Below are 26,543 nucleotides of genomic sequence, written 5' to 3'. Positions count from 1 at the left end.
TCTCTCTACCAATTCAAAGAGCCAGGTATCACGGATGCCTGGCTCTTTTCATTTCCACAGTGATTCACTCGCTCCCCTTGGCTTCACTCCGCCTCTGCAGGTTTTCAATGCTGTATCCGTAGTCGACGGAGCGGCTCCCTTCTCCCGCTTGTTTCAAAAGAATGGGAGAAGGGCTGGGGATGAGGGGGAAGACCGCCTCACAGACTCGGCATAAACCAGGTGCGGCCAGCCGCCTCGATACGATCGGTACGGATCTGGAACACCCGCTCCAGCAGCGCCTCGTCGATGATCCCGACGCCCCCTTCCCCCACCACGCGGCCCTGTTGCAGGCAGAGCACGCGATCCGCCCAGTCGATGGCCAGATTGATGTCGTGGATGGCCACCACCACCAGCAATCCCTGCGCGGCCAGTTGCTTGAGCAGCCGCAGCAGCGCCATCTGGTGATGCAGATCCAGCCCCGCCAGGGGTTCATCCAGCAGCAGCACCCGCCCGGTCGGATTGAGGCTTGGCCACAGTTGCAGCAGGGTGCGGGCGATCAGCACCCGCTGCTGCTCCCCCCCGGACAAGCGGCTGAAGTCCCGTGCCAGCAGAGGAGCCAGTTCCAGGGCGTCGCACACATCCGCCACCGCCTGCGCCTGAGCATCGGGGTCCCCCTCCTCCAGCCCCAGGCTCAGCACCTGGAAGACCGGGATGTGGAACAGCTGGGGCTGGCGCTGGGGCAGCATGGCGCGCCGCGTTGCAAGCTCGGGCCAGCTCAGGGTCGTGATGGCCTCTCCTCCCAGCAAGACGGCGCCATCGGCGGGCAGCAGGCCCGCCAGGGCCCCGAGCAGGGAGGACTTGCCGCTGCCGTTGGGGCCGAGCAGGGCCACCAGCTGACCGCCGGGCCAGGCGAGATCCAGGGGGTCGAGGCGATGGGGGATGGCCAGGGCGCGGGCCTCCAGCCGCCAGGGGGCGGGATCAGCGGGACACATCGGCATCTTGCCTCAGCAGTAGATAGATAAAGAGCGGGGCGCCCACCGAGGCGGTGATGACCCCGATGGGCAGTTCACCGGCGTGCAGCGCCGAGCGGGCCACCAGATCGGCCCCGAGCAGCAGGGCGCCGCCCCCCAGCGCCGAGGCGGGCAGCAGGAAGCGCTGATCGCTGCCACCGCACAGGCGCAGCAGGTGAGGCACCACCAGGCCGACGAAGCCGATGACGCCGCACAGGGAGACCGCCACCCCGGTGAGCAGACAGACCGCCAGCACCAGGCGTACCCGCATGCTGTCCACGTTCAGCCCCATGAGGCGGGCCTGGGTCTCTCCCAACAGCAGTTGTTGCAGTGCCCGTCCCTGCCAGCAGAGCCAGCCGAGGGTGAGGGGCAGCACCAGCCACCACCAGGCGAGCTGCTGGCTGCCGTAGGCGAGACTCCCCATCATCCAGAACATGAATTCCCGCAAGGCGCCGTCGTCGGCGAAATACATCAGCCAGGTCATGGCCGCATTGGTGAGGATGCCGATGGCGACCCCGAACAGCAGCAGCCGCCCATGGCCGAGCCGTGCCCGGCGTGCGAGACGGATGAGCAGCATGGTCACCACCAGGGCGCCGCCAAAGGCCGCCAGCGACAGCCCCCAGCCCGGCAGATAGAGCCCGAGCCCCTTGGCCACCGCCATCGCCACCATGGCGGCCAGCCCAGCGCCGCTCGAGACGCCGAGCAGGCCGGGTTCCGCCACCGGGTTGTGCAGCATCACCTGGAGCACGGCACCGCCGCAGGCAAGGGAAGCCCCCGCCAGCAGGGCCAGCAGGGCGCGCGGCAGGCGCAACTCCAGCAGGATGCGCAGCTCCAGATCCCCCAGCGGCTGCCAGGGCAGCAGCACGAACTCCCCGAGGGCGAGGGAGAGCAGGAACAGGGCCAGGGTCAGCAGCGACAGCAGGAGCAGCCAGCGGCGCTGCCAGCGCTGCTGGCGACGGATGAGAGCGAGATACACGGGATCCCCAAGAAGCGAGGCCCGCCGGGGGGCAGGCAGGAAAGCTGCATGATAACAGCGCGTTACCACCCAAGGTCAAGGCTGGTAGGGCTTGGCCAGCGCCGCTATCTCGCCGCTCTCCACCATGGCTTGCAACGCCTGCGCCAGCTTGGGGCCCAGCTCGTGGTGGGGTGAGTGCTTGCTCATCCCGAGGTAGAGCACCACCGGGTTGGGGGGCTGGAAGGGTGCCTTGACGAGGCCGGCGTCGTTGCGCTGGCTCAGGGCGTAATCCACCTGGCAGTCGGTCCCTATCATCAGGGGCAGGTGGCCCCGCTCCACCATGCGCTGCAACTGGTCTTCGGTGGGGACCCCGTGCTTGTCGAGCTGGGTGTCGCCATCGAAGGGGGGGAAGTAGGCGGAGTTGAGCACATAGCCAATCTCGCGGCCCCTCAAATCCTCGTAGCGCCTGAGGCCGGCCACGGCGGCGGGCTTGCCATAGAAGGCAGGCCGGCACTGGTAATAGGACGGCTGCAGGTAGTCGATGAAAGCGGCCCGCTCCTCGGTGTGAGCCAGCCCTATCATCAGATCCGCCTGACCGGTCTGCATCTGTTTGAGTGCCCGTCCCCAGGGCACCCGTTTGAGGGTAAGCACAATGCCGCTGCGTGCCTGCAACTGGCGCAGAATGTCGATATCCAGCCCCTGGAAGTCGTCGTTCTCTGCCAGCATGCGAAACGGCGGCCAGACATCGGTGGCCACCGTCAGGGTCGGCGCACCTTGCGCCCAGCAGGCAAACAACAGACAAAGCGCACCCCAGCTTGTCTTGCCCATCCAGCATTCGCCTTCTTTTGTTACATCCTTGTGAGCTAAAAATACCCTCAAGCACCACTTATGAAAACCCATGGAGTCGAGATAAAATGCATTGATTTAAAAGGAGAACCTAATGAACCCCATCATGACCAGTATCGGCCTGCTCATCTGCAGCAACGTCTTCATGACGTTTGCCTGGTACGCCCATCTCAAGAGCATGAATCACAAACCCTGGATCATCGCCGCCCTGGTGAGCTGGGGGATAGCCCTGTTCGAATACCTGTTGCAGGTGCCCGCCAACCGCATCGGCCACACCGTGCTCTCCGTCGGCCAGCTCAAGATCCTGCAGGAGGTGATCACCCTCACCGTGTTCGTTCCCTTCTCCATCTTCTATCTGAAAGAAGATCTGAAGTGGGACTACCTCTGGGCGGGTCTGTGCATCCTGGGCGCGGTCTTTTTTGTGTTCCGCGAAAAACTGACCGGCGCCTGAGGCTGTACACTCAAGCCATTCATCATCCCCCAGCCCTTTGAGCGACGAGGCCCCTCATGGAATTGAGAGACATGCTGCAGATCCTGGCCAAACAGGACGGTTCCGATCTCTATCTCTCCACCGGCGCCCCCCCCTGCGCCAAGTTCAACGGCGCCTTGCGCCCCCTCACCCAGGAGCCCTTGGGGCCGGGCGAGGTGGCCCGCATCGCCTACGACATCATGGATCTCGAGCAGAAACAGCAGTTCGAGAAAGAGCTGGAGATGAACCTCGCCATCTCCCTGCCCCAGATAGGCCGTTTTCGGGTCAACATCTTCAAGCAGCGCAATGAAGTCTCCCTGGTGGCGCGCAACATCAAGACCGAGATCCCCCGCTTCGAGGATCTCAAACTCCCTCCGGTGCTCCTCGACACCATCATGGAGAAGCGGGGTCTGGTGCTCTTCGTCGGCGGCACGGGGTCCGGCAAGTCCACGTCGCTCGCGGCCCTCATCGATCATCGCAACCGCAACAGCGGCGGCCACATCATCACCATCGAGGATCCGGTGGAGTTCGTCCATCGCCACCAGAAGAGCATCATCAACCAGCGGGAGGTGGGGGTGGATACCCGCAGCTTCCACGCGGCCCTGAAGAACACCCTGCGCCAGGCGCCGGACGTCATCCTCATCGGTGAAATCCGCGATCGGGAGACCATGGAGCATGCCCTCGCCTTCTCGGAAACCGGGCATCTGGCCATCTCCACCCTGCACGCCAACAACGCCAACCAGGCGCTGGATCGCATCATCAACTTCTTCCCGGAAGAGCGCAGACCCCAGCTGCTCAACGACCTTGGCAACAACCTCAAGGCCTTTGTCTCCCAGCGGCTGGTGAAGACCACGGACGGCGGGCGCCGGGCGGCGGTGGAGGTGATGCTCGGGACCCACACGGTGCGCGATCTCATCAAGCGCGGCGAGTTTGGCGGCCTCAAGGAGATCATGGAAAAATCCAGGGCCCTTGGCATGGTGACCTTCGACAGCACCCTGTTCGATCTGGTGGTCGAGGGGGTGATCGACGAGGAGGAGGCGGTGAAGAACGCGGACTCCCAGAACAACCTGCGCCTCAAGATCAAACTCTGGCGGGAGAAGGGTCAGATAGGCAACAGCGCGGCGGCGAGCGGCTGGAGCCTGGAGCCCACCAAGGACGAGGGCGACCTCTTCTAAGACCGGGCCCGGCGGCCACGAAAAAGGGAACCCTTGGGTTCCCTTTTGCATATGGGCAGGCGTCAGCCCTTCTGGACCAGCCCTATCTGGCCGGGCTCGCACCACTCGAACGTCACCTCTTCGTGCTTGCCGCAGCAGGAGCCGCCACACAGGCGGCTCTCCCGCTTGGCGACGCGCCCCTTGCGCATCCAGACCCCGAGCATGGCCTCTACCGCATCCTCGGAGGTGTGGAAGTGGCGGGCCAGCGCCCGCCGGCTCACCTTCTTGTGCAGGGCCAGATAGTCCCCCAGTTCACGCAGGATCACAGAATACCCTCCCTCTCGGCGCACTCGCCCCTGACCATGAGCCCCTTCACAGGGTCACCACCTTGCGGGCGACGATGTCGCCGTGACGACGCCCCAGCCACCAGAGCAGCACCAGGGAGAGCAGATAGCTCAGGCTCCAGACCAGGCTCTGCGCCGGGTGGGCGGCGAAGGTCGCCAGTTGATAGAAGAGGGTGGCGCACAGGAAGGCGACGTAGTTGCACCAGGCGGCGGTGAACAGGGCCCACTGGCGACCGGTCTCTCGCACCAGAGCCCCCATGGCGGCGGCGCAGGGCATGTAGAGCAGCACGAACAGCAGGTAGGCGAAGGCCCCGGCCACGCCGTCGAAGTGGGTCTGCATGTTGCCGTAGGTGGAGGTGTCCACCTCCTGGGCCTCGGCTGCCGCCTGCTTGTCCTCCAGATCCCCCACCTTGATCCCCATGGGATCGGCGGGGTCGATGTCCGCCAGGTTGGCGGGAATGGTGGCCAGCGCCGCTTTCAGGCTGCCCAGCAGGGAGTATTCACTCTCCTCCTCATCACCGGCGCCGCCGGCGTAGAGGCTGTTGAGGGTAGCGACCACCGCCTCCTTGGCAAAGATGCCGGTGAGGATGCCCACCGTGGCCTGCCAGTTGTCGTCCCGCACGCCTATGGGATGCAGCACCGGGGTCACGGACTGGCTCAGCTTGCTCAGCACCGAGTTCTCCTGATCCTGGTTGCCGAAGCTGCCGTCGGTGCCGAGGGAGTTGAGCACGCTCAGCACCGCCACCATCAGGACGATGGTCTTGCCCGCGCCGAAGATGAAGCCCTTGAGTTTCTGCCAGGTGCGCAGCCCCACGTCCACCGGACGGGGCCACTCGTAATCGGGCATCTCCATCACCATGGAGTCGCTCTTGCCCGGCAGCAGGGTGCTGCGCAGGAAGAGGCCGGTGAGCACCGCCACCAGGATGCCGAACAGATAGAGACCGAACACCAGGTTCTGCCCCGACTCGGGGAAGAAGGCCACCGCGAACAGGGCGTAGACCGGCAGACGGGCACCGCAAGACATGAAGGGCGCCATGGCTGAGGTCATCAGCCGCTCGCGCTCCGACCCCAGGGTCCGGGTTGCCATCACCGCGGGCACGGTGCAGCCAAAGCCCATCAACATGGGGACGAAGGCCTTGCCGGGCAGGCCGAGGCGACGCATCAGGGCGTCCACCACGAAGGCGGCGCGGGCCAGATAGCCGGAGCTCTCCAGCACCGCGAGGAAGAGAAAGAGGCAGCCCACCACGGGGATGAAGGTCGCCACCGTCTGCAAACCGGCACCCACGCCGTCCGCGAGCACGGCCCCCAGCCAGTCGGGGGCACTCATCAGCCCCAGCAGGTGGTGCACCCCGTCCACGAAGAGGGCCCCCCCGAGGATGTCGAAGAAGTCGATGAAGGCGCTGCCCACCTTGATGGCGAACATGAACATCAGGTACATCACCAGCAGGAAAAAAGGGATGCCCACCCAGCGGTTGAGCAGCACCCTGTCCAGCCGTTCGCTCTGGGCGACGGTGAGCTTGTCCTGATGGCGGCACGCCTGCTGGCACCAGTGGTGGATATGGCCGTAGCGCAAATCAGCAAGTTGCAGGTCGATGTCCTGGGCGTGGTGGGCGCGACTCACCACGTTGTCGGCCGCCGCCTGCTGCCCCGCCGCCAGGGTCTCCTGCATGGCAATGTCTTCCTCCAGCAGGCGCAGGGCGCGGCCACGGCGATGCAGATGATGGGGGGCGAGCAGGGTCTCCAGCTCGGCGATGTCTCCCTCGAGGGGCTGACCGTAGTTGAGCACCAGGGCGGGCTGGGACTGGCCGATAAACTGGTGGATCCCCTCTTTGAAGGCCGCCACCTGCTGGCGATTGTGGGCCGAGAGCGACACCACGGGGCACCCCAGCGCCTTGGCGAGCAAGGCCTCGTCGATGGTGATGCGTCGCTTTTGCAGCAGATCCATCTTGTTGAGCACCACCACCATGGGCAGCCCCAGCTCCCGCAATTGCAGGGTGAGGTAGAGGGAGCGCTCCAGGTTGGCGGCATCGATGACGTTGAGCAGCAGATCCGGCTGCTGGCGCTGGACGAAGCGGCTGGCGATCTGCTCGTCCAGGCTCGCCTCCTGGTTGGCCAGGGCATAGATGCCGGGCAGGTCCACCAGGGTGTATTCCTGCCCGCGGGCAGCAAAGCTCCCCATCTTCTTGTCGACGGTGACCCCGCTCCAGTTCCCCACCTGCTGGCGGGAGCCGGTCAGGGCGTTGAACAGGGAGGTCTTGCCGCTGTTGGGATTGCCCACTGTGACCAGGTTGTAGCTCATACCGGCTCCACCTCGATTTGCTGGGCCAGACTCCGCTGCATGGAGAGGCAGATGCCCTGGCACTGGATCTGGAGCGGGTCCCCCAGGGGGGCGACCCGCAGATAGAGGATCTCGGTCTGGGGCAGCAGCCCCATCACCATCAACTTGCGCCGCAAGGCGCGGCCAAGGTGGTTCATGTGCGTGATGCGAGCGCTCTGTCCCGGCGACAGCTCTGTGAGTACCATGACGGGCTCCTGAAGTTAAACAAGAATAATTCGCTTTTAATGGGGGGATTATAAGCTGTGCCCTCAACATTTATTTGCGTAAAATCAAACTCCGCTTAGCTAACCGACAAAGTATTGCCATGAGTCACGACAACAACAGCCGCCTGGTCTACAGCACGGACGGCGGCATGATCAAGGAATCCGCCCCCGCCCAGCACGCCTCCCCCTTCCCCGCCGACGGGGTCGTGCGCATCCGCCGCGAGACCAAGGGACGCAAGGGGGCCGGGGTCATCAGCATCCACGGCGTTCCCGCCGACCAGCAGAAGGCCCTCGCCACCCTGCTCAAGAAGAAGTGCGGTACCGGCGGCGGTCTCAAGGAGGGGGTCATCGAGATCCAGGGGGACAAACGGGACCTTATCAAGGCCGAACTGGAGAAGGCCGGCTTTCAGGTCAAACTGGTGGGGGGATAATTCCCCATCCCGCGCCTTGCCTCACCGGAGGTTTTTCCCTAGAATGCCCGCTCCCATCGAGGGGGAGTAGTCTCGCCACGGACCCGTTCCGTGCGCGATCCTGATCAACATACTTGGTGCCAACTCACCATGGTCAGGGTGATCCGGGCAATGCCGGATTTGACAAGACCTTTGACGGGCCAGTGCCAAAACCGGGGACGGATGGCGCAGGCTTGTCTTTGGTTTATAACAATTCCGTCCCCCGGTCATTTTTATGGAAGCCTTGTTAACCTCCACCATCAGCGTTGCCATCGCCGAGATCGGCGACAAGACACAGCTGCTGGCCCTGTTGCTCATCTGTCGTTTTCGCAAACCCTGGCCCATCATCGCCGGCATGCTGGCTGCCACCCTGCTCAACCACGCAGGGGCCGCCTGGATAGGGGAATTCATCAGTCGCTGGATGGATCCCAAGGTGATGACCTGGCTGGTCGCTGGCGCCTTCATCGCCATGGCCGCCTGGATCCTGGTGCCGGACAAGATGGACGATGAAGAGAGTTCCCTGGACAAGTACGGCCCCTTCATGGCCACCTTCGTGCTCTTCTTCATCGCCGAGATCGGTGACAAGACCCAGATAGCCACCGTGCTGCTGGCAGCCAAGTACGACTCCCTGATCCAGGTGATCACCGGCACCACCCTCGGCATGATGCTGGCCAACGTGCCCGTGGTGCTGCTCGGCAAGCTCGGGGCCGACAAGCTCCCCCTCAAGGGGATCCGCATTGCCTGCGCCATCCTCTTTGCGGGGCTTGGCATCTCCACCCTGATCTTCGCCTGACCTCCATAGAAGCCGGCGGGGGATCAGCGTGAGCACTGATCGCCACCGCCGCCCCGGACGTCCTTCAGGCCCCCTCCTCACGGCGGGGGCCTTTTTAGTGCAAAGACATGGCCCCGTGCCGCTACCTGTGTCGCAGCGCCGACGGCGCCCCTGCCCCGAGACGCGTCGCCGTGCCATAATGCCTTATCTTTCAGGCATCACGGCTTCAGGAGCCCCCATGCACCTCACCTCAAGACAGACCCTGCTCGACTGGGTCAGGCGCGGCCGCCTGCCACGGGCCTCGCTGCCTGCCGCCCTGGCCCTGTGCGATCTGCCCCCCGGCCCTGCCCGCTGGCAGTGGCTGTTCGACAGGCTGCTGCTCTGGCTCGGCTGCCTCTGCCTTGGCGCCGGCCTCGTCTTCTTCGTCGCCTTCAACTGGCAGGCCCTGGGGCGCCTCTCACGTCTCGCCCTGCTGGAGCTGCCGTTGCTCGCCATGCTCCTGGTGCTCTGGCGCAAACCCATGAGTGACACCCCGCGCCAGGCCCTGCTGCTGGCCCTGGCCCTCAACCTCGGCGCCCTGCTCGCCCTGGTGGGCCAGACCTACCAGACCGGCGCCGACCCCTGGCAGCTCTTCGCCACCTGGGCCCTGATGTTGCTGCCGCTGGCGGCACTTGGCAGAAGCCCGCTGCTCTGGACCCTGGCCTGGCTGCTCGGTCAGCTCGCCCTGGTGCTCTACTGGCGGCTCGGCCTTCTCGATCTCTTCTTCTCCTTCAACGAGGAGGCCCTCGGCTGGTGCCTGACCCTGCTCAACGCCGCCCTCTGGGGTCTGCTCATCCTGGTGCCCGCCCGCTACGCCCTGATGCCCTCCTGGCTCGCGGGGCTGGCCGCGGGGCTCGGCATCACCCTGCTCACCCTGCTGGCCCTGTTCGATGCCGCCTCTCCCTGGGTCTGGCCTGCCTGGCTCGCCTGGCTCGGCGCCGCCTACCTGCGCTGGCACCACAGGTTCATCGCCGGGCTCGCCATGGGGTGCCTGAGCCTTATCGCCGTGATCCTCGCGGCCCTTGGCAAGTGGATGGAGCCGGACATGAACGGCTTTTTGCTGCTGGCCCTCATCGCCATCGGCCTGTCGGTGATGGCCAGCCGCTGGCTGCAACAACAACGGAGGCAGCATGTCTGATCTCACCCCCTGGGAGCGCCTGCGTGCTGCTCAACTTGTGGAAGGGGATGCCCCCCGGGATGAACAGCCCCACTGGTCGGGCCGTTTTCTGCTCGGCATGGTGGGCTGGATAGCCGCCCTCTTCCTGCTCTTCTTCCTCTTCATGGCCTTCGAGCAGCTGACCCGCGACCCCAACAACGCCCTCACCATGGGGATGGTACTGATGGCCGCCGCCCTCGGTCTCAACCGTATGGCGACCCGCAGCGATCTCTGGGATCAGTTCGTGCTGGCGCTGGCGCTGGCGGCAGATGCCTGGCTGCTCTACGGCCTGCTGGACAGGCTGGACCTGAACGTCGCGTGGCTCTGGTTCGGTCTGACCGCCTTCTCCCTCGGGGTGGCCGCCCTGTTCGAGCACTGGCTGATCAGGCTGTTCCACAGCTTCGCCGCCGCCATCCTGCTCACCCTCGCCCTCGCCTGCCTCGGCCTGCACCTGCTGGCCCTGCCGCTGGTGATGAGCGCCGTCGCCCTGTGCTGGCTGCAGGCGGAGCGCGATCCCGCCCGCCATCTGCTCTATGAATCCCTCACCCTGGGGCTGGCACTCTCCCTGCTGGTGCTGGGACGGCTGCACCACCCCCTGTGGGAGGGAGGCACCAGCGTGCTCAATGAGCTCGGCAGCTCCCGCCTGCCCCTCTGGCTCAATCCCCTGCTCTGCGCCGCCCTGCTGCTCGCGGTCATGGTTCGCCTCAGGCTGCCGCTGCGCTACGGGCTGCCGCTGGTGGTGATCAGCGCCATCATTCCCGGCATGGGGGCTGGCGCCCTGGTGCTGGTGCTCGGCTTCTACGCCGGCAGCCTGGCCCTGATGACCCTGGCAGGCCTCATGCTGCTCGGCTTTGGCTCCCTCTATTACTACGATCTGGGGCTGACCCTGATGACCAAGTCCTGGCTGCTGCTCGCCTCGGGGGCCCTGCTGCTCGGTACCCGTCAGTGGCTCAAGCACCTTCACAACGGGAGCCCCTCATGAGACGCCTCGCCTTTTTGCTGACCGGTCTTGCCCTGCTCGCCGGCATCAACGCCACCGTCTGGCGCTTCGAGCACGCCATGAGCCAGGGGGAGGTGGTGCTGATCGAGCTGGCACCGGTCGACCCCCGCTCCCTGATGCAGGGGGACTACATGCGCCTGAACTACGCCCTCGCCCGCCAGCTGGCGGGCCGCCAGGCCGCCGTCGGCCCCCACACCCTGGTCGTTCGCCTGGATGAACATCAGGTGGTGCACTGGGTAGAAGAGGGCAAGCCCGAGGCCCCTGGCCCGGGGGAGCGCCTGCTCAAGGTGCGCCAGCGCGACGGCCAGTGGTTTATCGGGCCTGACGCCTTCTTCTTCGAAGAGGGCACGGGAGATAAATATGAGTCGGCCCGCTACGGCGAGTTTCGTCTGCAAGAGGATGGCAGCACCCTGCTGGTGGGACTGAGGGACGAGGCGTTCACCCCCCTGGGTCACACCCGCCCGGCCTGGTAAAAAGGGGGCGCCGACACGGTTGTGAGTGGCAAGATGATGACGGCCCCCGGCGGATAACGTCTGCGCCGGGTGGCGAAACGCCGTGACTTGGCAACACTTGAAACTGGGCACTCGGCAGCAGGACGGTCAGGATGAACATAGACATTGCAGTCCCCCTTCGCAGACTGGTCGCCTGCGCCGCCCTCGCGGCCATGGTCTGGGGCACTCCCGCGACCCAGGCCAGCCCGGCGCTCGCCAGCCTGCACTACCTCACCGAAGAGTACAAACCCTACAACTTCACCGGGGAGGATGGCGCCCCGACCGGCTTTGCCATCGACCTGCTGCACCTGGTGTGGCAAAAGACCGGCACCCCTGTCCAGCCCGTCAGCATCCTCCCCTGGGCCAGGGGTTACTACCTGCTGACCCAGAAACCCAATGTGGTGCTCTTCTCCACCGCCCGCACCGAGGCGCGCAATCCCCTGTTCAAGTGGGCCTGCCCCATCGGCTATGCCGAGATAGTGTTGATGGGGCTCGCCAGTCGCCCCCTGACCCTGACCAGGCTGGAAGATGCCCAGCGCTACACCATAGGCGCCGTGCGATCCGATGTGGGGGAGCAACTGCTGCTCAACGCCGGCTTCGACGAGCAGAAGATCATGACCGCCAACCGCCTCTCCCAGGCCCTGCGCATGCTCACCTCGGGCCGGGTCGAGCTGATCTCCAGCAACAAGTCCACCCTGCAGGATCTCATCAAGACCCAGCAGCTGGATCCCGCCCAGTTCGAGGTGCGCTGGATGTTGAGCTCCGAGCAGTACTGCTTCGCCTTCAGCCACCCGGTGGACGATGCCCTGGTCAGGGAGTTCCAGCTCGGCCTGACCCAGGTGCTGGCCAGCAGCGACTTCCAGCAGCTCCAGCACAAATACTTCCCCTCCCCCTGACCCCTTCCCCGCCGGGGCCGCCAAGGCCCCGGCCCGCCTTTGAGCCAGCGCACGAAACCCGTTTAATGTTCACCACTTGCAACGACAAGGGGTGACGCAGACCGTCCCGGGTCCGTAATATAGGGCGCAGGAGCCTGTTGGCCCCTTTTTCACGGCAAGGGGCAAGGCGCACGGTGGCAGCGACAGTCAGGGGCGGCAGCGTGGCCGCCGACCGCCTTCATCGGGCAGCGCCGCGCTCACGCCCTTTCCCGCCATCTCTGCGATCTCTTGGGAATACACATGCACAACAGAGCGAAATGGTTGATGAGTCTCTCGGTCTGCGCCCTTCTGATGGCCTGCGGCGGTGACAAGACCACCGGCAAGGCCTGTCTCGGGTCAAACAACGACACCCTGGTGGAGGGGATGCAGGACAAGTGCAAGGCGGGGGACATTGTCGCCACCAAGCACCCGGCCTATTTCTGCGATTTCAACTACGCGGTCACCTTCAACAGCTACAACTCCGCGATTTGCGTCTACTCCGGCGGTCTGAAACCGGAGAGAACCACGGAAAAATCATGACTGGCGACCCATTTGCCCCGTCTGACACGAAGAGGGCGGCAGGATATGTGGTCAATGCCCGGGCGGCGGTGCCGCTCAGGCCATCCGGGGGCGGCTTCGCCCCTATTTCACCCGCATCAGACGGTGATGCTGCCCGGCGCACTCGAGCTGGAGCACCTGGGATCGGGCCATGGCCTCCACCCTGGCCAGCATCTCGGCGCTGTAGCCCTTGCGGCGCATCCATTGCAAGGGCTCCTCGAAGCCCCCTTCGTTGACCACGAAGGTATCTGTGTAGGACTCCTTGACGATGCTGACCACCCAGATGCGCTGCTGAAACTCGCAGAGTCCGGCCACCAGGGTGGCCGCCCGCCCGGCCAGGGCGCGCACACGGCGGACAAGAAGATGAACCATGGTATGGGCTCCGAACCGATAAAAGGGAAAACAGACTGGCACCCGGGTGGACGCGCCACCCTGTGCCCTCTCAACCCGCCCCGCTGCTATCGCGGGGCAGACACCTGACTGGAAGGAGGCAGGTTCCCCCCCTCCCCTGCGGCCCGGCGCTGGCGCTTGACCGCATACATGCTCGCATCGGCCCGGTTCAGCGCCTCCTCGACGCTGACCTCGGCCGGCATCACGGCCACCGCCCCCACGCTGGCACCGGGATAGTGGATCACCTTGTCCCCCACCGGCAGTGACAGCACGCTGTGCTCGAACAGGCGCTGGCGAAACGCCGCCACCGCCCCGTCCAGCGTGTCGGCGTCCGGGAAAGGCCCCATGCCCACGGCCACGAACTCGTCCCCCCCGAAGCGGGCCAGCAGATCGCCGCCGCGCAGGGTCTCGCTCAGTTGCCGCGCCATGGCGGTGAGCAGCCTGTCCCCCGCCTCGTGGCCATGCTCGTCGTTGATGGCCTTGAAGCCATCGAGATCCACAAAGGCGATGAGCACCGGATGCCCCGCCCGCTCCGACAACGAGAAAAGGCGGGTGAGCTCCAGCATCAGGGCGCGGCGGTTGGGGAGCCCGGTGAGGGGGTCGGAGAGGGCCAGGCGCGAGAGCTCGTCGTTGGCCTGCTGCAATTGCCGCAGCAGTTGCTCCCGCTCCACCTGTTCGGCAATCAGGTGCGCGAAGAAGGCGATGAGCTGCTGCGCCCCCGCCACCGCGGGCTTTTGTTCGGTACTGGCGCCGCACAGGGTGCCATAGAGGGAGCCGGTCGAGGTGCGCACCGGGCTGCTCAGATAGGAGCGAATGCCGAGCTCGCTGGCCGCCTGGGAGTCCCCCCACAGAGCGGCGACGTCGTCGGTGTAGCCAATCTCATCGTCGATGGCACGGCGACACAGGGTATCGCTCCACTCCACCGTCATCCCCTCGGGGATCAGCAGCCCAGCCGCATTGCGGGCAAACAGAACATGCTGGCTGCTTTGCCCGAGGTCAATCTCGGTGAGATAGGTCGACTCCAGCCCGGTCACCGACTCCAGCATCTCCAGCAAAGGGCGGGTCAGGCTCTCCAGATCCCGCGCCTTGATCACTTGCTCCGAGAGCGCCAGCAATAACTTGTCCATGCCTACCTCCACAACTGCGTGCATGTAATGGGCGACCACCTTAGCCAACTCGGGGCGGGCCCGACAAGCGGGAGACCACGATTGACCGGGGGAAAGATCGATTTGTTCACATTTTGGCATAACCGCCCCCCAAGCGGCGTCGCCATGCGAAACACAGGGACACAACCCTGCCCTCGCCCCTGGGTGCCGGGTCGATTCCCGCCGCGTATTCGCCCACGCTAATCATCCCCTCGCTCCTTGGGGGAGAAGGTCTGGGTGTGGAGTCACTTGCCGTCATTTGGCATGGCTACGCCTGTAGGGTCGATTAGCGAAGCGTAATCGTCCGCGGTAACCGTCCCCTCTCCCTTATGCGGGAAAGGGGTAAGGTGCCAATAAGCCTGTTGGGTGCAATAAGCGTGTAGGGTCGATTAGTGCAGCGTAATCGTCCGCGGTAACCATTCCCTCTCCCCTTGCGGGAGAGGGTCAGGGTGAGGGGTCGGTAACATCATTGCATGGCGAATGCCGCCCCACGCCTCAATGGCACGGCTTCGCCGTGCAGGACACGAGGACTCCGTCCTCGACGGGGTTTCGCCCGCGAGCCTCGGAGACTTCGGTTTGCCCCCCTCTCCCCTTGGGGGAGAGGGCTAGGGTGAGGGGTGGGTAACAGCATTGCCTGGCGAATGCCGCCCACGCCTCAATGGCACGGCTTCGCCATTCAGGACGTGAGGACTCCGTCCTCGACGGGGTTTCGCCCGCCAGCCTCGGAGACTTCGGTTTGATCCCCTCCCCCCTTGCGGGAGAGGGTTAGGGGGTCGGTAACGTCATTGCCTGGCGAATGCCGCCCCACGCCTCAATGGCACGGCTTCGCCATTCAGGACGCGAGGACTCCGTCCTCGACGGGGTTTCGCCCACCAGCCGGTTTGATCCCCTCTCCCCTTGCGAGAGAGGGCTAGGGTGAGGGGTGGGTAACGGCATTGCCTGGTGCAATGCCGCTCCACGCCTGAATGGCACGGCTTCGCCGCGCAGGACACGAGGACTCCGTCCTCGATGGGGTTTCGCCCGCGAGCCTCGGCGACTTCGGTTTGATCCCCTCCCCCATTGCGGGAGAGGGTTAGGGTGAGGGGTCGGTAACGTCATTGCCTGGCGAATGCCGCCCCACGCCTCAATGGCATGGCTTCGCCGCGCAGGACGCGAGGGCGCTGCCCTCGACGGAATTTCGCCCGCCAACCTCGGAGACTTCGGCTTGATCCCCTCTCCCCTTGGGGGAGAGGGCTAGGGTGAGGGGTGGGTAACGGCATTGCCTGGTGAATCCCGCCCCACGCCTCAATGGCATGGCTTCGCCGCGCAGGACGCGAGGACTCCGTCCTCGACGGGATTTCGCCCGCGAGCCTCGGCGACTTCGGTTTGATCCCCTCTCCCCTTGGGGGAGAGGGTTAGGGTGAGGGGTGAGTAACGTCATTGCCTGGCGAATGCCGCCCCACGCCTCAATGGCACGGCTTCGCCGCGCAGGACACGAGGGCGCGGCCCTCGACGGGGTTTCGCCGCCGCTGCGCGGCTGGGGCGAGTGACTTTGGAAAGACCCAAAGTCACCAAAGGTCTTCTCCCCCGCTTGTTCGCCCTCCTGCGTCGGGTTCCCTCGGCTCACCCGTTTGTCCCACGGCACGCGCCGATGGGCCATCCATGGCCCAGCGGCGCTCGCTCGGCGTCCGGCCTCGCGGCCTGGACAAACGGGCTCACCTCGGCGAACAACAGGGGGCAACACCCAACCCGCAGCACCGAAACCAGTTAATTGACCATGACCTTGTGTTTACGGGGTCAGGGTCGGGAGGGCTGTTCTCTCAGAGACAACCCCTCGCCCACCCCGTGACGAGAGCAGATTGTCGCACCTATGCAACAAGCGCCATCAACATGATTGCATAGGTGAAAAAATCATGACGGATATAACAACAAGCAGCAGATATCCCTATCGGGAAACGGTTTTATATTGAAAGCCCGATAGAGAGTATTTCAACGTGATAACACCTTATTTCTCAAACGTCCGATTACGCTTCGCTAATCGAACCTACGGCCCTAAGTCGAATAAATTCAGCTACTAGAGAGAAGCAATATGAGCAGGATACCTTTAGACGAAATATATCAACAAAGAATAAATTTTCTTATCGGTGCTGGAGCCTCTAGTGGATTATTTCCAACATTATGGTTAGCAATCAAAGATTCTAACAACCCAGAAAAAGAAGAGACAATAGAAACTCTGGCGACCAAATTGGAGCAGCTTGGTCATGAGTACAGATCTCATCAAACCTTACTTTTTATGTATTACTATCAAAACATTATCTCACCAGTATGTAACTTCAAATTAACCAATTTCGATATTCAACATGCGGATTGTATAGGTGTCGATTGTGAAATATGCAAACAAGAAGAACGCCAAAAAGAGGCGATTAGTAATTATGAAACATTTATAGACTCTATAGTAAGGCTATTGCAAAACAAAAACGAATTTCAAAAACGATGTAACCTATTTACGACAAACTATGATGGTTGCGTGCCACTAATTGCAGATAAGTTGATTAAAAAAGGAGAACTTGAATTTTTTATAAATGATGGGGCTTGTGGTTTTCTAGACAGAACATTATCGGCACGAAACTTCAATAATTACATATGCCAATCTGGTGTTTTCGGAAGAAATTCATCAGATATCCCTCAAATTAATTTCATTAATCTTCATGGCTCTGCTTACTGGCGAAAGTCTGACAACAACATCGCTGTAGACTACAAGAACACTGATACCAACGTAATAATCCCTGAGGAAGCACTTGAACCACTGACAACTTTACATACAATATTGAACAATAAAGACAAGACAACGAAAGACGTATTAAGCATTGATGTGAAATTCCCAGAAGCAATAATAGATTCCTTCTGGAGCTCTTACAATAAATTACCAATAGTGAACCCTACAAAATGGAAATTTCATGAAACTGTGTTTGAAGAGCATTATTATCAGATGCTCCGTTTACTCAGCTATCAGCTAGAAGAGCCTAACTCCATATTAATTAGCTTTGCGTTTTCATTCGCTGATGAGCACATCCTCAACTTGGTAAAACGTTCATTATCCAACCCTAAGCTGCAAGTGTTTATTTGTTGCTTTGATAAAAAAGAACACCAAGTTATGAGCGACCGATTCAGGGGTTATAGAAACATTTCATTAATATCATTTGATGATGCAAAGTTAGATTTCACCAAGTTCAATAAAGAGGTTTTCAATGCTGACTTACTTAGAGGTGAGTTAGAATGAGCATTAACGTTGGTGAAGTTATTGCGGTCCGAGGTACTCAAGTCACACTCCGTATATATGAAGAGTCCAGTTTAGAGACTCTTTTCTACGATGGAAAAAAGTACAAGGGTGTATCCATACGTGAGTATCTTGGTATTAAGCGAGGTTTTTGTATCATAGTTTGTATTGTTGAAGGTGAATATCTGGATGAAAAACGCTTTGAAAATGAAGACAACAAAATACAGTACATCAGAAAAGTAGAAGCAAAACCTATTGGCTATTTTGAGAAGAGTAAATTTAATGATGGCATTAAATTAATGCCAATGATAAAGGATAAAGTTTATCTACTTAACGAGCACCAAGTACTCAGCATATTTAGCCAAGGTACTGATGGGAACTTTAAAATAGGAAGTATGTTGAAAGAGGAACTCCCTATTTCACTACCTTGGAGCAAGCTATTTAATAGCCACATTGGTATTTTTGGCAATACTGGTAGCGGTAAATCAAATACTCTGACTAGATTATACGCAGAGTTGTTTTCTAATTATGGCAATAAGCTAATAGGTAAAAGCTTGTTTCTATTAATTGACTTTAATGGCGAGTATACTGGTGACCAATTAGTTGCAGACTTAGACCATAAAAAATCATTTAATCTCAGCACAGGTAAAGCCTCTGGTGATAAACTACCATTAGTAAGCTCTCAATTCTGGAATACAGAGATATTAGCACTTCTATTTCAAGCAACAGCAAATACGCAGACTCCATTTTTGAATAGAGTAATTGAAAAAAGGGAGAAGAGTCAAGATGAACCGAATAGCTTAAATGACTACATCATTAGTACTTTTTACCTATGCTTGGTGAATCCAGCACAAAATAAAGAGTCACTAATTCAGCTTAAGGTAATATCTGAACATCTACAACATGATCCCCTCATTAAAAAACTAAATGATATCTTTTGGTTTGATAAACATGAGGAAAAAGCAAAGTTTGCATGCAAAGCAACACCGAATTGGGAGTTTTTTGATTCTAAAGAAGGTTTCGATAAAAACCTAAGGCCATTATTAAATGGAATAAACACAACAAACATTGATCCTTTCGATGAATTGGTTATTCGAATTAACATTCAACTGCTTAGGGATCTTTTATATGGATATATACAGTATGATCATATTCAGCCTCTTTTAAAAAGGGTTGAAAGCACCATAAATGGACTACGGAAAATATTTACTATAAAAGATAATATTGATGATGAGTTCAAATTATTAAATGTGATTTCCTTGAGATCCTGTAATCAGTCTGCGAAAAAAATCGTGCCTTTGATTCTGGCAAAAATGTTCTATCAGGATCACAGAGATAAAGTTGATGCGCCCCCCAAGAATACTCTTCATTTCATTATTGATGAAGCTCATAACATTTTGTCGCAACAGTCAAACCGAGAGCATGAAAGCTGGAAAGATTACAGACTGGAGATGTTTGAGGAAATAATTAAAGAGGGACGTAAGTTTGGAATGTTTCTGACCTTATCTAGCCAAAGGCCAGCTGATATTTCGCCAACAATAATGTCCCAACTTCACAATTTTTTCATACATCGCCTCGTAAATGATAAAGACCTCTTCTTAATCGAGAATACGATCAGTACATTAGACAAAATGTCTAAAAACTTGATCCCTACTCTATCAAAAGGAGTTTGCGTTATAACTGGCACAGCCTTCGAACTACCTATTATTATGCAAGTAGATTATATTGCAGAAAAAAATAGTCGTCCAGCTAGTGATGATGTTGATTTAGCCGAATTGTGGGGTGTTAAATAAACTAAATAATTTTATGAATCTCGCTTAGTTAAATGTGAATAACATCTCCATACATATTGGTCCCCCCCTGCAAACCTTCGAGAAAGCGAGCGGTTCGCAGGGGAATGACGTTAGCTCCCCCCACCCTGACCCTCTCCCGCAAGGGGAGAGGGATCTGAGCGAAGGATGCCGAGGCTTCGGCAAACCACAAACAAAAACCGCAGCCTTGAGCTGCGGTTTTTATTTCTATTCCCCAAACACTTTTTCACTCAAGCCAAAGCCCTATTTCCCCAACCCCTTGCACTCCTCTCCTCCTGCGGCGGGATAGGCGGTGAGCGTCTCATAGAGGGCGGCGCGCAGGCTGCCGGATTGGCAGAAATCACAGCTGCCGCCGGCGTCGATATCGGTGATGCGGGCGCCCTGCGGCCCTTCCTGTACCAGATAGGTGCTGACAAAACGGTAGGTGCCGCTGGGGGCGTCGAGCGGGGTGCCCGGCTCGCCAAAGGTGAAACGCACCTTGACCTCGCTGCGATCACGGCTGCCGGCGATGGCGCGCGACGAGAGGATCTCCGAGCCCAGCAGGTGATCCCAGGCATTGGGCAGGAAGGGGTTGCCCTCGACGAAGGGGGGCTTCTCGTCCGGGGCTGCGCGGGTGGCTATTTCGCGCGCCTTGGAGGCGGCATTGAGCAGGCAGAGCAGCTCGGGGGAGACGATGTTGGGCAACGCACCGCCCAGGTCTGCCTGATAGAGGCCGCTCGGTTTGACTTGGCGCTCCCAGTCGAGAAACTCGGCCACCTTGGCCCGTACTTGGGCCTGCATATCGGGGGCAGTGGCGGCCACAGACAGCCCGAACGCCAGCAGAGGCAGGGCCAGAAACGGCCTCCAGTTCAATTTCATGACGTCATCTCCTTGTTATTCTTGAAAAACAGAGCCGCCATCGGGCCGGTTTATGCCGTATATTGGCCCTCTCCCTACCACAAAGGAACTGCCTCTTGAGACCCTATCCCGCCCTGTTGCTCTTGCTGGCAACCACTGCCGTTCAGGCCGAACAGGATTGTACTGCGCCGGTGACACAAACCGACATGAACATCTGTGCGTTTCAGGATTACCAGCGAGCCGATGCCAAGCTCAATGCCGCCTATAAAAAGCGGGTTGCCTCCCAGGAGAAGGCACAGCTGGAGAGGCTGAGAACCGCACAACGGGCCTGGATCACCTTTCGCGATGCCCAGTGCCGCTACGAGGCCGGCGTCTATGAAGGGGGATCAATGGCGCCCATGGTCCACAGCAGTTGTCTCACCCAATTGACCGAGGCGCGCACCAAAGACCTGAACACACTGCCGGACCAGCCATGATCAGAGGCGCCAACCAGGTCAGGTAGGAACTGGGGCAAGCAACAGACGGCTTGCAGGCACTCCGGTGAGTAATGACGCGAGCTCCCCTCACCCTTGCCCTCTCCCCAAGGGGCGAGGGGATCAAACCGCAGGATGCCGAGGCTTCGGCAGGCCACAAACAAAAACCGCAGCCCCAGGGCTGCGGTTTTTTTATTGGCTCAACCTGTTGGCCTAGGCGCCAACAAGGCCACCGGCCTTAGGCACGGCGCCAGCTGGTCTTGCCAGCGCTGTCTTCCAGCACGATGCCCATCTCGGTGAGACGGTTACGGGCGGCATCCGCCGCGGCCCAGTTCTTGTCGGCGCGGGCCTGATTGCGCTCGGCGATCAGGCGCTCGATTTCGGCGACCTCTTCGTCTGCTTCGTCACCCTTCAAGAAAGCATCCGGATCCTGTTGCAGGATGCCGAGCACGGCGCCCAGTTCCCGCAGGCGGGCACCAAGGCCGGCGGCGACCGCGATGTCTTCGGCCTTCTGGCGGTTGATCTCGCGCACCAGGTCGAACAGGGCGGAGTAGGCTTCCGGGGTGTTGAAGTCATCGTCCATAGCATCAACGAAGCGGGCCACCTGCTCGTCACCACCGGCAGCTGCGGCCAGCGGCAGATCGCGCAGGGCTGTGTACATGCGCTCCAGGGCGGCGCGGGCTTGCTTCAAGTTATCTTCCGAGTAGTTGAGCTGGCTGCGGTAGTGACCGGACATCAGGAAGTAACGGACGGTTTCGGCGTCGTAGTGGGCCAGCACGTCACGGATGGTGAAGAAGTTGCCAAGGGATTTGGACATCTTCTCTTTATCCACCATCACCATGCCGCTGTGCATCCAGGTGTTGACGTAGTCGCCGCCGTGGGCGCAGCAGGACTGGGCTATTTCGTTCTCGTGGTGCGGGAACTGCAGATCCGAGCCGCCGCCGTGGATGTCGAAGTGGTTGCCAAGGTGCTTGGAGTTCATGGCGGAGCACTCGATGTGCCAGCCAGGGCGACCCGGGCCCCAGGGGCTGTCCCAGGTCGGCTCGCCCGGCTTGGACATCTTCCACAGCACGAAGTCCAGCGGATTGCGCTTGGCATCCACCACGTCGACCCGGGCGCCGGCCTGCAACTGCTCCAGATCCTGGCCGGAGAGCTTGCCGTAGTCGGCGTAGGACTCGACGATGAACATCACATCGCCGTTGTCCGCCACGTAGGCGTGCCCTTTTTCCAGCAGGGTTTCAACCAGGGCGATGATCTCGCCGATGTGCTGGGTGGCGCGGGGTTCGATGTCTGGGCGCACCATGCCGAGGGCGTCGAAATCCTGGTGCATGTCACCGATGAGGCGCTCGGTGAGATCGTCACAGGTCACGTGCGTTTCGGCGGCGCGCTTGATGATCTTGTCGTCCACGTCGGTGACGTTGCGCACATAGGTGAGGTCGTATCCTGCATAACGCAGGTAGCGAGCGACGACGTCGAAGGCGACGAAGGTACGGCCATGGCCGATATGACAGTGATCATAGATAGTGACGCCACACACATACATGCCCACCTTGCCCGGGTGGATAGGTTTGAATTCTTCTTTTTGACGAGTGAGTGTGTTGTATATCTTCAGCATCTTATGACCACTGCCTGTGAGTAAAATGGCCTGCCATTCTAACCGCATCCGGTATAGAAAACGAGGCAGAAAAAGCCCCCTCTCCCCCCTGCCATCTATGCCGCAGGGCCTTGATGGGCTAGAATTGCCACCACTTTATGCCATACACCTGCGGGCACCTTGCTGCCCGCGTCAAAATGAAAGGACAACTCATGGTTACTCTGCACACCAACCACGGCGACATCACCCTGACCCTGAACGCGGAAAAAGCCCCGGAGACCGTGGCCAACTTCCTGCAATACTGCCGTGACGGTCACTACGACAACACCATCTTCCACCGCGTCATCGACGGCTTCATGATCCAGGGCGGCGGCTATGCCCCGGGCTTCGAAGAGAAAGAGACCCGCGCTCCCATCAAGAACGAGGCGGCCAACGGTCTGTCCAACAAGGTCGGCACCATCGCCATGGCCCGCACCATGGAGCCGCACTCCGCCAGCGCCCAGTTCTTCATCAACGTGAACAACAACGACTTCCTGGACTTCAAGTCCGCCACCACCCAGGGCTTCGGCTACTGCGTGTTCGGTGAAGTGACCGCCGGCATGGACGTGGTCAACAAGATCAAGGGCGTGAAGACCGGCAACTACGGCCGCATGCACCAGGACGTTCCGACCGAAGACGTCGTCATCACCAAGGTGACCCTTGCCGAGTAATCCCTGCCGGCCAGGCTCTGATACCACTGCGGCCCCGGCCGCAGTTTTTCCATCTGCCGCCCCCAACTGGCGCCGCCTCGACTATCTGGCCCAGGGCAACGAACGTCAGCGCTCGGCCCACGCCCTGCTGAGCGGCGGCCTGTGGGATGAGCTTGGCCCCCTGTGCAACGATCTGGCCCTGGTGAGCACGATCGCCATCGGGCTGGATAGGCCCGGCAGCGATCTCGACATCCTCTGCCAGCATCCAGACCCGGCCTTCCTTGCCGCGACACTGGCAGCACAAGGCTGGCAGGTGCGAAGCAAGGACGAGCAGGTCTGGATCGCCGAGCAGCGACGCCACGGGCCAGATGGCCAGTGCTGGCCAGTCGAGCTCTACCTCACCCCTGATCCCCTCGAGATGTGTCATGGCTGGCGCCACCTCAGCCTGATGGCCGCCCTGCTTGAGCGCTTTGGCGCCCCCTTCCACCGGGAAGTGCTGCGCCTGCGTTTTGATGAAGGGCTCAAGGGGGAAGCGGCCATGTGCCGCCTGCTGGGTCTGTCCGGCGACCCTTACGAGGCGTTGCTGACCCTGGAGGGCGTCAACCTTGCGGGGCTCTGCTGCCCTTCCCTCCCCCACCCGCTCGACGTGCAAGGTCACAGGCCTTGTCCGCACCCAGGCGGGACTCTCTTACCATGATGCCCAGGAACTCATGAGCACCCTCTTTATCAGTGACATTCACCTCAGCCAAGGCAGGCCCGACATGACGGCGGCCCTGGTGCGCTTTCTGGCCGAAGATGCGCCCGGTGCCGACGCCCTCTATGTGCTGGGGGATCTGTTCGAATTCTGGATTGGGGACGACGACCCCAACCCGCTCCACCGCGAGGTGGCCGATGCCTTTCTCGCCCTGAGCCAGCAAGGGGTGCCCCTCTATTTCATTCACGGCAACCGCGACTTCCTCTTGGGGCGCCAGTTTGCCAAACGGGCCGGCATGACCCTGCTCGGCGACCCCTGCGTCATCGAGCTGTACGGCGAGCGGGTGCTGCTGAGCCACGGGGATCTGCTCTGCACTCGAGATGAGGGCTACCAGAAGTTTCGCCGCATCACACAACTCAAATGGCTACGCTGGCTCTTCCTGCGCCTGCCGCTCTCGCGCCGCCAGGCCATCGCCCACAAGATGCGCGGCCAGAGCCAGATGGAGAATGCCCAGAAGAGCCAGATCATCATGGACGTGACCCCGGAGGCGGTGGACGACATGCTGCGCCAGCACGGCTGCCGCCTGATGATCCACGGTCACACCCACAGGCCCGCCATCCACGACTTCACCCTGGATGGGCGTGCGGCGCGGCGCATCGTGCTGGGAGACTGGTTCGAGCAGGGGTCGGTGCTGGTCTGCTCCCCCGCCGGGCAGCGCCTCGACACCCGCGCGCTCGGCTGAGGCCCTCTGCCTGCCATGGTCATGAGCGAGTCTCATATGACCGTTTCTGACTCACGCCGTGCTGTGGCGGGATACAAGCTGGATCCCTGCATATACTCTGGTTCTCTGCACACAACGAGGAGAAGACCATGGGATTTCTTACTTGGGTGGTACTGGGGCTGATCGTCGGCATTCTGGCCAAATGGATCATGCCGGGCAAGGATGGCGGCGGTTTCTTCATGACGGTGATCCTGGGGGTGGTCGGTGCCATGGTGGGGGGCTATGTCAGCACCCTGCTCGGGATGGGAACGGTCACCGGCTTCAACCTGCCGAGCATCATCATCGCCACCGTTGGCGCCCTGATCGTGCTGTTTGTCTACAACAAGCTGCGCAGCTGAGACGCAGCCAAACATCGATGCGAGGGCGCCACTGGCGCCCTCGCTGTTTTCAGCCCCGCTGGCGCCAGCTTGTCTCGACTACCCGATCTCATCCACTCGTTTCGTCCGTTCGATGCCGCGCTTGCATCATTTCTAGTTGAGGCGTCTAATAAGCCCCATGCAAGCCAATGACCCCCTGCCTCGCCGCCCTCGCGGCCGCCCTGCCCAGCACGGGCACACTTATGCCGATACCCGGGATCTGTTGATCCGCCGGGGCATGGAGCTGCTGACCGAGCAGGGCATCGCCGCCACCTCCATCGAGCGGGTGTTGCAGTCGACCGGGATCCCCAAGGGCTCCTTCTATCACTACTTCGCCACCAAGCACGACTTCACCCTGGCGGTCATGGATGCCTATCACCACTACTTCTGCCGCAAGCTGACGCGCTATCTGGAGGATGAGAGCCTGCCTCCCCTGGCCCGCCTTGTCGCCTTCGTCGACAGCGCCTGCCGGGGCATGACCCGTTATGGGTTCCAGCGGGGCTGCCTTGTGGGCAATCTGGGTCAGGAGGTGGTGCAACTGCCCCCCGAGCTGCGCCTGCGCCTCGAGCAGATCCTCCTCGACTGGGAGGCGCTGCTCGCCCGCTGCCTGAGGGACGCGGTGACGGCGGGGGAGCTGCCCCCTGATTGTGACTGCCCCGCCCTCGCCCATCAGTTCTGGATCGGCTGGGAAGGGGCCGTACTGCGCGCACGCCTGGTGGGCGACACCGAGCCCATGCTCTCTTTTCTCAATTTTTTCATGAAGTTAGCAAAGTGATTTTTTTACGAAGATTAATAGTCAGTCAGTCCAATTAATGGGAGTAGACAAGATGTTCAACGGTATTCTGATCGAGAAAGACGAGGCGGGTTATCGCGCCAGCTACCAGAGCCTCTCCGAGGAGATATTGCCTGCCGGGGATGTGACCGTGGCGGTAGAGTGGTCTTCCCTCAACTACAAGGATGGCCTGGCCCTCACCGGCGCCTCCCCTGTGGTACGCCGCTTCCCTCTGATCCCCGGCATCGACTTTGCCGGTACCGTGCTGGAGAGCCAGCATCCCGACTGGCACCCCGGCGACAAGGTGGTGCTCAACGGATGGGGCGTGGGCGAGACCCACAGTGGCGGGCTGGCAGAGCGGGCACGGGTCCGGGGCGACTGGCTGGTCGCCCTGCCTGAGCGCTTCCAGCCCCGGGACGCCATGGCCATCGGCACCGCAGGGTACACCGCCATGCTCTGCGTGATGGCGTTGGAGAAGCACGGCATCACCCCCGGTGACGGTGACATTCTGGTGACGGGCGCCAACGGCGGTGTGGGCAGCGTGGCGATCACCCTCCTGGCCAAGCTGGGCTATCGGGTCGTGGCCGCCACCGGGCGGCTGCACGAGGCCGACTATCTGACGTCCCTCGGCGCCGCCGAGGTGATCGATCGCGCCGAACTGGCCACGCCGGGACGCCCGCTGGGCAAGGAACGCTGGGCCGGCGTCATCGACACCGTCGGCAGCCACACCCTGGCCAATGCCTGCGCCACTACCCGCTACGGCGGCGCCGTGGCTGCCTGCGGTCTGGCGGGAGGGATGGACTTCCCCTCCACCGTCATGCCCTTCATCCTGCGCGGCGTCACCCTCTATGGCATCGACAGCGTGATGGCACCGCGCCCGCTGCGCCAGCAGGCCTGGGCCCGACTGGCCGAGGATCTCGACCTGACTCGCCTCAACCTCCTCACCCGGGAAGTGCCCCTCTCCCAGGTCGTGACCCTGGGGAATGCCTTCCTGGCAGGCCAGGTGCGCGGCCGGATCCTGGTCCATGTCCAGGGGTGATGACTGACGCGATATGAGCCGGCTCGCCT

28 protein-coding genes are annotated in these 26,543 nt (G+C 60.9%); 18 read left to right on the top strand and 10 right to left on the bottom strand.

Annotated elements, in window-relative coordinates:
- Positions 1-197: 197 nt before the first annotated feature.
- The 3 genes from AB5Y80_RS14370 to AB5Y80_RS14360 all read right to left on the bottom strand — a co-directional run bounded on the left by AB5Y80_RS14370 (position 198) and on the right by AB5Y80_RS14360 (position 2,772).
- Entirely contained in the window at positions 198-971 is a 774-nt protein-coding gene (locus AB5Y80_RS14370; RefSeq protein ID WP_368173114.1) for an ATP-binding cassette domain-containing protein, read from the bottom strand.
- A complete protein-coding gene (gene btuC, locus AB5Y80_RS14365; protein WP_039041213.1) occupies positions 958-1,965 on the bottom strand; it encodes a vitamin B12 ABC transporter permease BtuC in 1,008 nt (335 codons plus the stop codon). Before btuC ends, AB5Y80_RS14370 begins: the two co-directional genes overlap by 14 nt.
- A 75-nt stretch (positions 1,966-2,040) precedes the next feature.
- Positions 2,041-2,772 carry an ABC transporter substrate-binding protein gene (locus tag AB5Y80_RS14360; protein WP_039041212.1) on the bottom strand — a complete coding sequence of 244 codons (732 nt, stop codon included), beginning with the start codon at positions 2,770-2,772 and terminating at the stop codon, positions 2,041-2,043.
- A gap of 112 nt (positions 2,773-2,884) precedes the next feature.
- On the opposite strand from AB5Y80_RS14360, the gene AB5Y80_RS14355 reads away from it, so the two are divergent.
- A complete protein-coding gene (locus tag AB5Y80_RS14355) occupies positions 2,885-3,241 on the top strand; it encodes a DMT family protein (protein ID WP_010675200.1) in 357 nt (118 codons plus the stop codon).
- Positions 3,242-3,297: 56 nt separating this feature from the next.
- Positions 3,298-4,434, top strand: coding sequence for a type IVa pilus ATPase TapW (gene tapW / locus AB5Y80_RS14350; protein WP_029314740.1), 1,137 nt, complete (start codon positions 3,298-3,300; stop codon positions 4,432-4,434).
- Between the two features lie 62 nt (positions 4,435-4,496).
- Here the strand turns inward: tapW and AB5Y80_RS14345 are convergent, their stop codons facing one another.
- From AB5Y80_RS14345 to AB5Y80_RS14335, 3 genes are read right to left on the bottom strand one after another with little or no spacing between them, the layout of a single operon-like run.
- Positions 4,497-4,739: a FeoC-like transcriptional regulator gene (locus tag AB5Y80_RS14345; protein WP_039041210.1), complete on the bottom strand. Its 243-nt coding sequence runs from the start codon at positions 4,737-4,739 to the stop codon at positions 4,497-4,499.
- Positions 4,740-4,785: 46 nt separating this feature from the next.
- On the bottom strand, positions 4,786-7,056 hold the full coding sequence (feoB, locus tag AB5Y80_RS14340) for a Fe(2+) transporter permease subunit FeoB (RefSeq protein WP_368173106.1): 2,271 nt from the start codon (positions 7,054-7,056) through the stop codon (positions 4,786-4,788).
- Positions 7,053-7,280 (bottom strand): FeoA family protein, encoded by a 228-nt coding sequence (locus AB5Y80_RS14335; RefSeq protein ID WP_368173105.1) that lies wholly within the window; start codon positions 7,278-7,280, stop codon positions 7,053-7,055. The genes feoB and AB5Y80_RS14335 overlap by 4 nt, the downstream gene beginning before the upstream one ends.
- A 119-nt stretch (positions 7,281-7,399) precedes the next feature.
- Here AB5Y80_RS14335 and AB5Y80_RS14330 point away from each other — a divergent pair, with 119 nt between their 5' ends.
- The 7 genes from AB5Y80_RS14330 (at position 7,400) to AB5Y80_RS14300 (ending at position 12,659) form a co-directional block, all read left to right on the top strand.
- A complete protein-coding gene (locus tag AB5Y80_RS14330) occupies positions 7,400-7,729 on the top strand; it encodes a translation initiation factor (protein ID WP_042864056.1) in 330 nt (109 codons plus the stop codon).
- Between the two features lie 253 nt (positions 7,730-7,982).
- Positions 7,983-8,540, top strand: a complete 558-nt coding sequence (locus tag AB5Y80_RS14325; protein ID WP_010675206.1) for a TMEM165/GDT1 family protein — start codon at positions 7,983-7,985, stop codon at positions 8,538-8,540.
- A 217-nt stretch (positions 8,541-8,757) separates the two neighbouring features.
- On the top strand, positions 8,758-9,696 hold the full coding sequence (locus tag AB5Y80_RS14320; RefSeq protein ID WP_042014993.1) for a DUF2157 domain-containing protein: 939 nt from the start codon (positions 8,758-8,760) through the stop codon (positions 9,694-9,696).
- Positions 9,689-10,696 (top strand): DUF4401 domain-containing protein, encoded by a 1,008-nt coding sequence (locus tag AB5Y80_RS14315; protein ID WP_368173104.1) that lies wholly within the window; start codon positions 9,689-9,691, stop codon positions 10,694-10,696. Before AB5Y80_RS14320 ends, AB5Y80_RS14315 begins: the two co-directional genes overlap by 8 nt.
- Positions 10,693-11,187, top strand: a complete 495-nt coding sequence (locus tag AB5Y80_RS14310) for a GDYXXLXY domain-containing protein (protein ID WP_368173103.1) — start codon at positions 10,693-10,695, stop codon at positions 11,185-11,187. Before AB5Y80_RS14315 ends, AB5Y80_RS14310 begins: the two co-directional genes overlap by 4 nt.
- Positions 11,188-11,378: 191 nt before the next feature.
- A complete protein-coding gene (locus AB5Y80_RS14305; RefSeq protein ID WP_368173113.1) occupies positions 11,379-12,101 on the top strand; it encodes a substrate-binding periplasmic protein in 723 nt (240 codons plus the stop codon).
- Between the two features lie 279 nt (positions 12,102-12,380).
- Positions 12,381-12,659, top strand: coding sequence for a hypothetical protein (locus tag AB5Y80_RS14300; protein WP_368173102.1), 279 nt, complete (start codon positions 12,381-12,383; stop codon positions 12,657-12,659).
- A 102-nt stretch (positions 12,660-12,761) separates the two neighbouring features.
- Here the strand turns inward: AB5Y80_RS14300 and AB5Y80_RS14295 are convergent, their stop codons facing one another.
- Positions 12,762-13,049 carry a hypothetical protein gene (locus AB5Y80_RS14295; RefSeq protein WP_042864058.1) on the bottom strand — a complete coding sequence of 96 codons (288 nt, stop codon included), beginning with the start codon at positions 13,047-13,049 and terminating at the stop codon, positions 12,762-12,764.
- 86 nt (positions 13,050-13,135) lie between these two features.
- Positions 13,136-14,194, bottom strand: a complete 1,059-nt coding sequence (locus AB5Y80_RS14290; RefSeq protein WP_368173101.1) for a GGDEF domain-containing protein — start codon at positions 14,192-14,194, stop codon at positions 13,136-13,138.
- A 2,086-nt stretch (positions 14,195-16,280) separates the two neighbouring features.
- Between AB5Y80_RS14290 and AB5Y80_RS14285 the strand changes: the two genes are divergently transcribed.
- Entirely contained in the window at positions 16,281-17,471 is a 1,191-nt protein-coding gene (locus tag AB5Y80_RS14285) for a hypothetical protein (RefSeq protein WP_368173100.1), read from the top strand.
- A complete protein-coding gene (locus tag AB5Y80_RS14280) occupies positions 17,468-19,261 on the top strand; it encodes an ATP-binding protein (protein WP_368173099.1) in 1,794 nt (597 codons plus the stop codon). The genes AB5Y80_RS14285 and AB5Y80_RS14280 overlap by 4 nt, the downstream gene beginning before the upstream one ends.
- 261 nt (positions 19,262-19,522) lie before the next feature.
- On the opposite strand, the gene AB5Y80_RS14275 is transcribed toward AB5Y80_RS14280, so the two are convergent.
- Positions 19,523-20,137 (bottom strand): hypothetical protein, encoded by a 615-nt coding sequence (locus AB5Y80_RS14275; RefSeq protein WP_368173098.1) that lies wholly within the window; start codon positions 20,135-20,137, stop codon positions 19,523-19,525.
- Positions 20,138-20,232: 95 nt separating this feature from the next.
- On the opposite strand from AB5Y80_RS14275, the gene AB5Y80_RS14270 reads away from it, so the two are divergent.
- Entirely contained in the window at positions 20,233-20,592 is a 360-nt protein-coding gene (locus AB5Y80_RS14270; RefSeq protein ID WP_368173097.1) for a lysozyme inhibitor LprI family protein, read from the top strand.
- Between the two features lie 235 nt (positions 20,593-20,827).
- Here AB5Y80_RS14270 and cysS read toward each other — a convergent pair whose 3' ends face one another.
- Positions 20,828-22,204: a cysteine--tRNA ligase gene (cysS, locus tag AB5Y80_RS14265; RefSeq protein WP_201927804.1), complete on the bottom strand. Its 1,377-nt coding sequence runs from the start codon at positions 22,202-22,204 to the stop codon at positions 20,828-20,830.
- 191 nt (positions 22,205-22,395) lie between these two features.
- Here cysS and AB5Y80_RS14260 point away from each other — a divergent pair, with 191 nt between their 5' ends.
- The 6 genes from AB5Y80_RS14260 to AB5Y80_RS14235 all read left to right on the top strand — a co-directional run bounded on the left by AB5Y80_RS14260 (position 22,396) and on the right by AB5Y80_RS14235 (position 26,514).
- A complete protein-coding gene (locus AB5Y80_RS14260) occupies positions 22,396-22,893 on the top strand; it encodes a peptidylprolyl isomerase (protein ID WP_010675220.1) in 498 nt (165 codons plus the stop codon).
- Positions 22,883-23,569 carry a DUF4269 domain-containing protein gene (locus tag AB5Y80_RS14255; protein WP_368173096.1) on the top strand — a complete coding sequence of 229 codons (687 nt, stop codon included), beginning with the start codon at positions 22,883-22,885 and terminating at the stop codon, positions 23,567-23,569. Before AB5Y80_RS14260 ends, AB5Y80_RS14255 begins: the two co-directional genes overlap by 11 nt.
- A gap of 13 nt (positions 23,570-23,582) precedes the next feature.
- Positions 23,583-24,308, top strand: a complete 726-nt coding sequence (gene lpxH, locus AB5Y80_RS14250; RefSeq protein ID WP_104454368.1) for a UDP-2,3-diacylglucosamine diphosphatase — start codon at positions 23,583-23,585, stop codon at positions 24,306-24,308.
- Between the two features lie 128 nt (positions 24,309-24,436).
- Positions 24,437-24,685, top strand: a complete 249-nt coding sequence (locus tag AB5Y80_RS14245; protein ID WP_010675223.1) for a GlsB/YeaQ/YmgE family stress response membrane protein — start codon at positions 24,437-24,439, stop codon at positions 24,683-24,685.
- Between the two features lie 157 nt (positions 24,686-24,842).
- Positions 24,843-25,478 carry a TetR/AcrR family transcriptional regulator gene (locus AB5Y80_RS14240; protein WP_323907825.1) on the top strand — a complete coding sequence of 212 codons (636 nt, stop codon included), beginning with the start codon at positions 24,843-24,845 and terminating at the stop codon, positions 25,476-25,478.
- A gap of 52 nt (positions 25,479-25,530) precedes the next feature.
- Positions 25,531-26,514 (top strand): MDR family oxidoreductase, encoded by a 984-nt coding sequence (locus AB5Y80_RS14235; protein WP_368173095.1) that lies wholly within the window; start codon positions 25,531-25,533, stop codon positions 26,512-26,514.
- The last annotated feature ends 29 nt before the right edge of the window (positions 26,515-26,543 follow it).

This window comes from Aeromonas sp. R2-1 (assembly GCF_040908425.1).
GTDB lineage: Bacteria > Pseudomonadota > Gammaproteobacteria > Enterobacterales > Aeromonadaceae > Aeromonas > Aeromonas caviae.
This window is presented reverse-complemented; position numbering and strand designations above follow the sequence as displayed.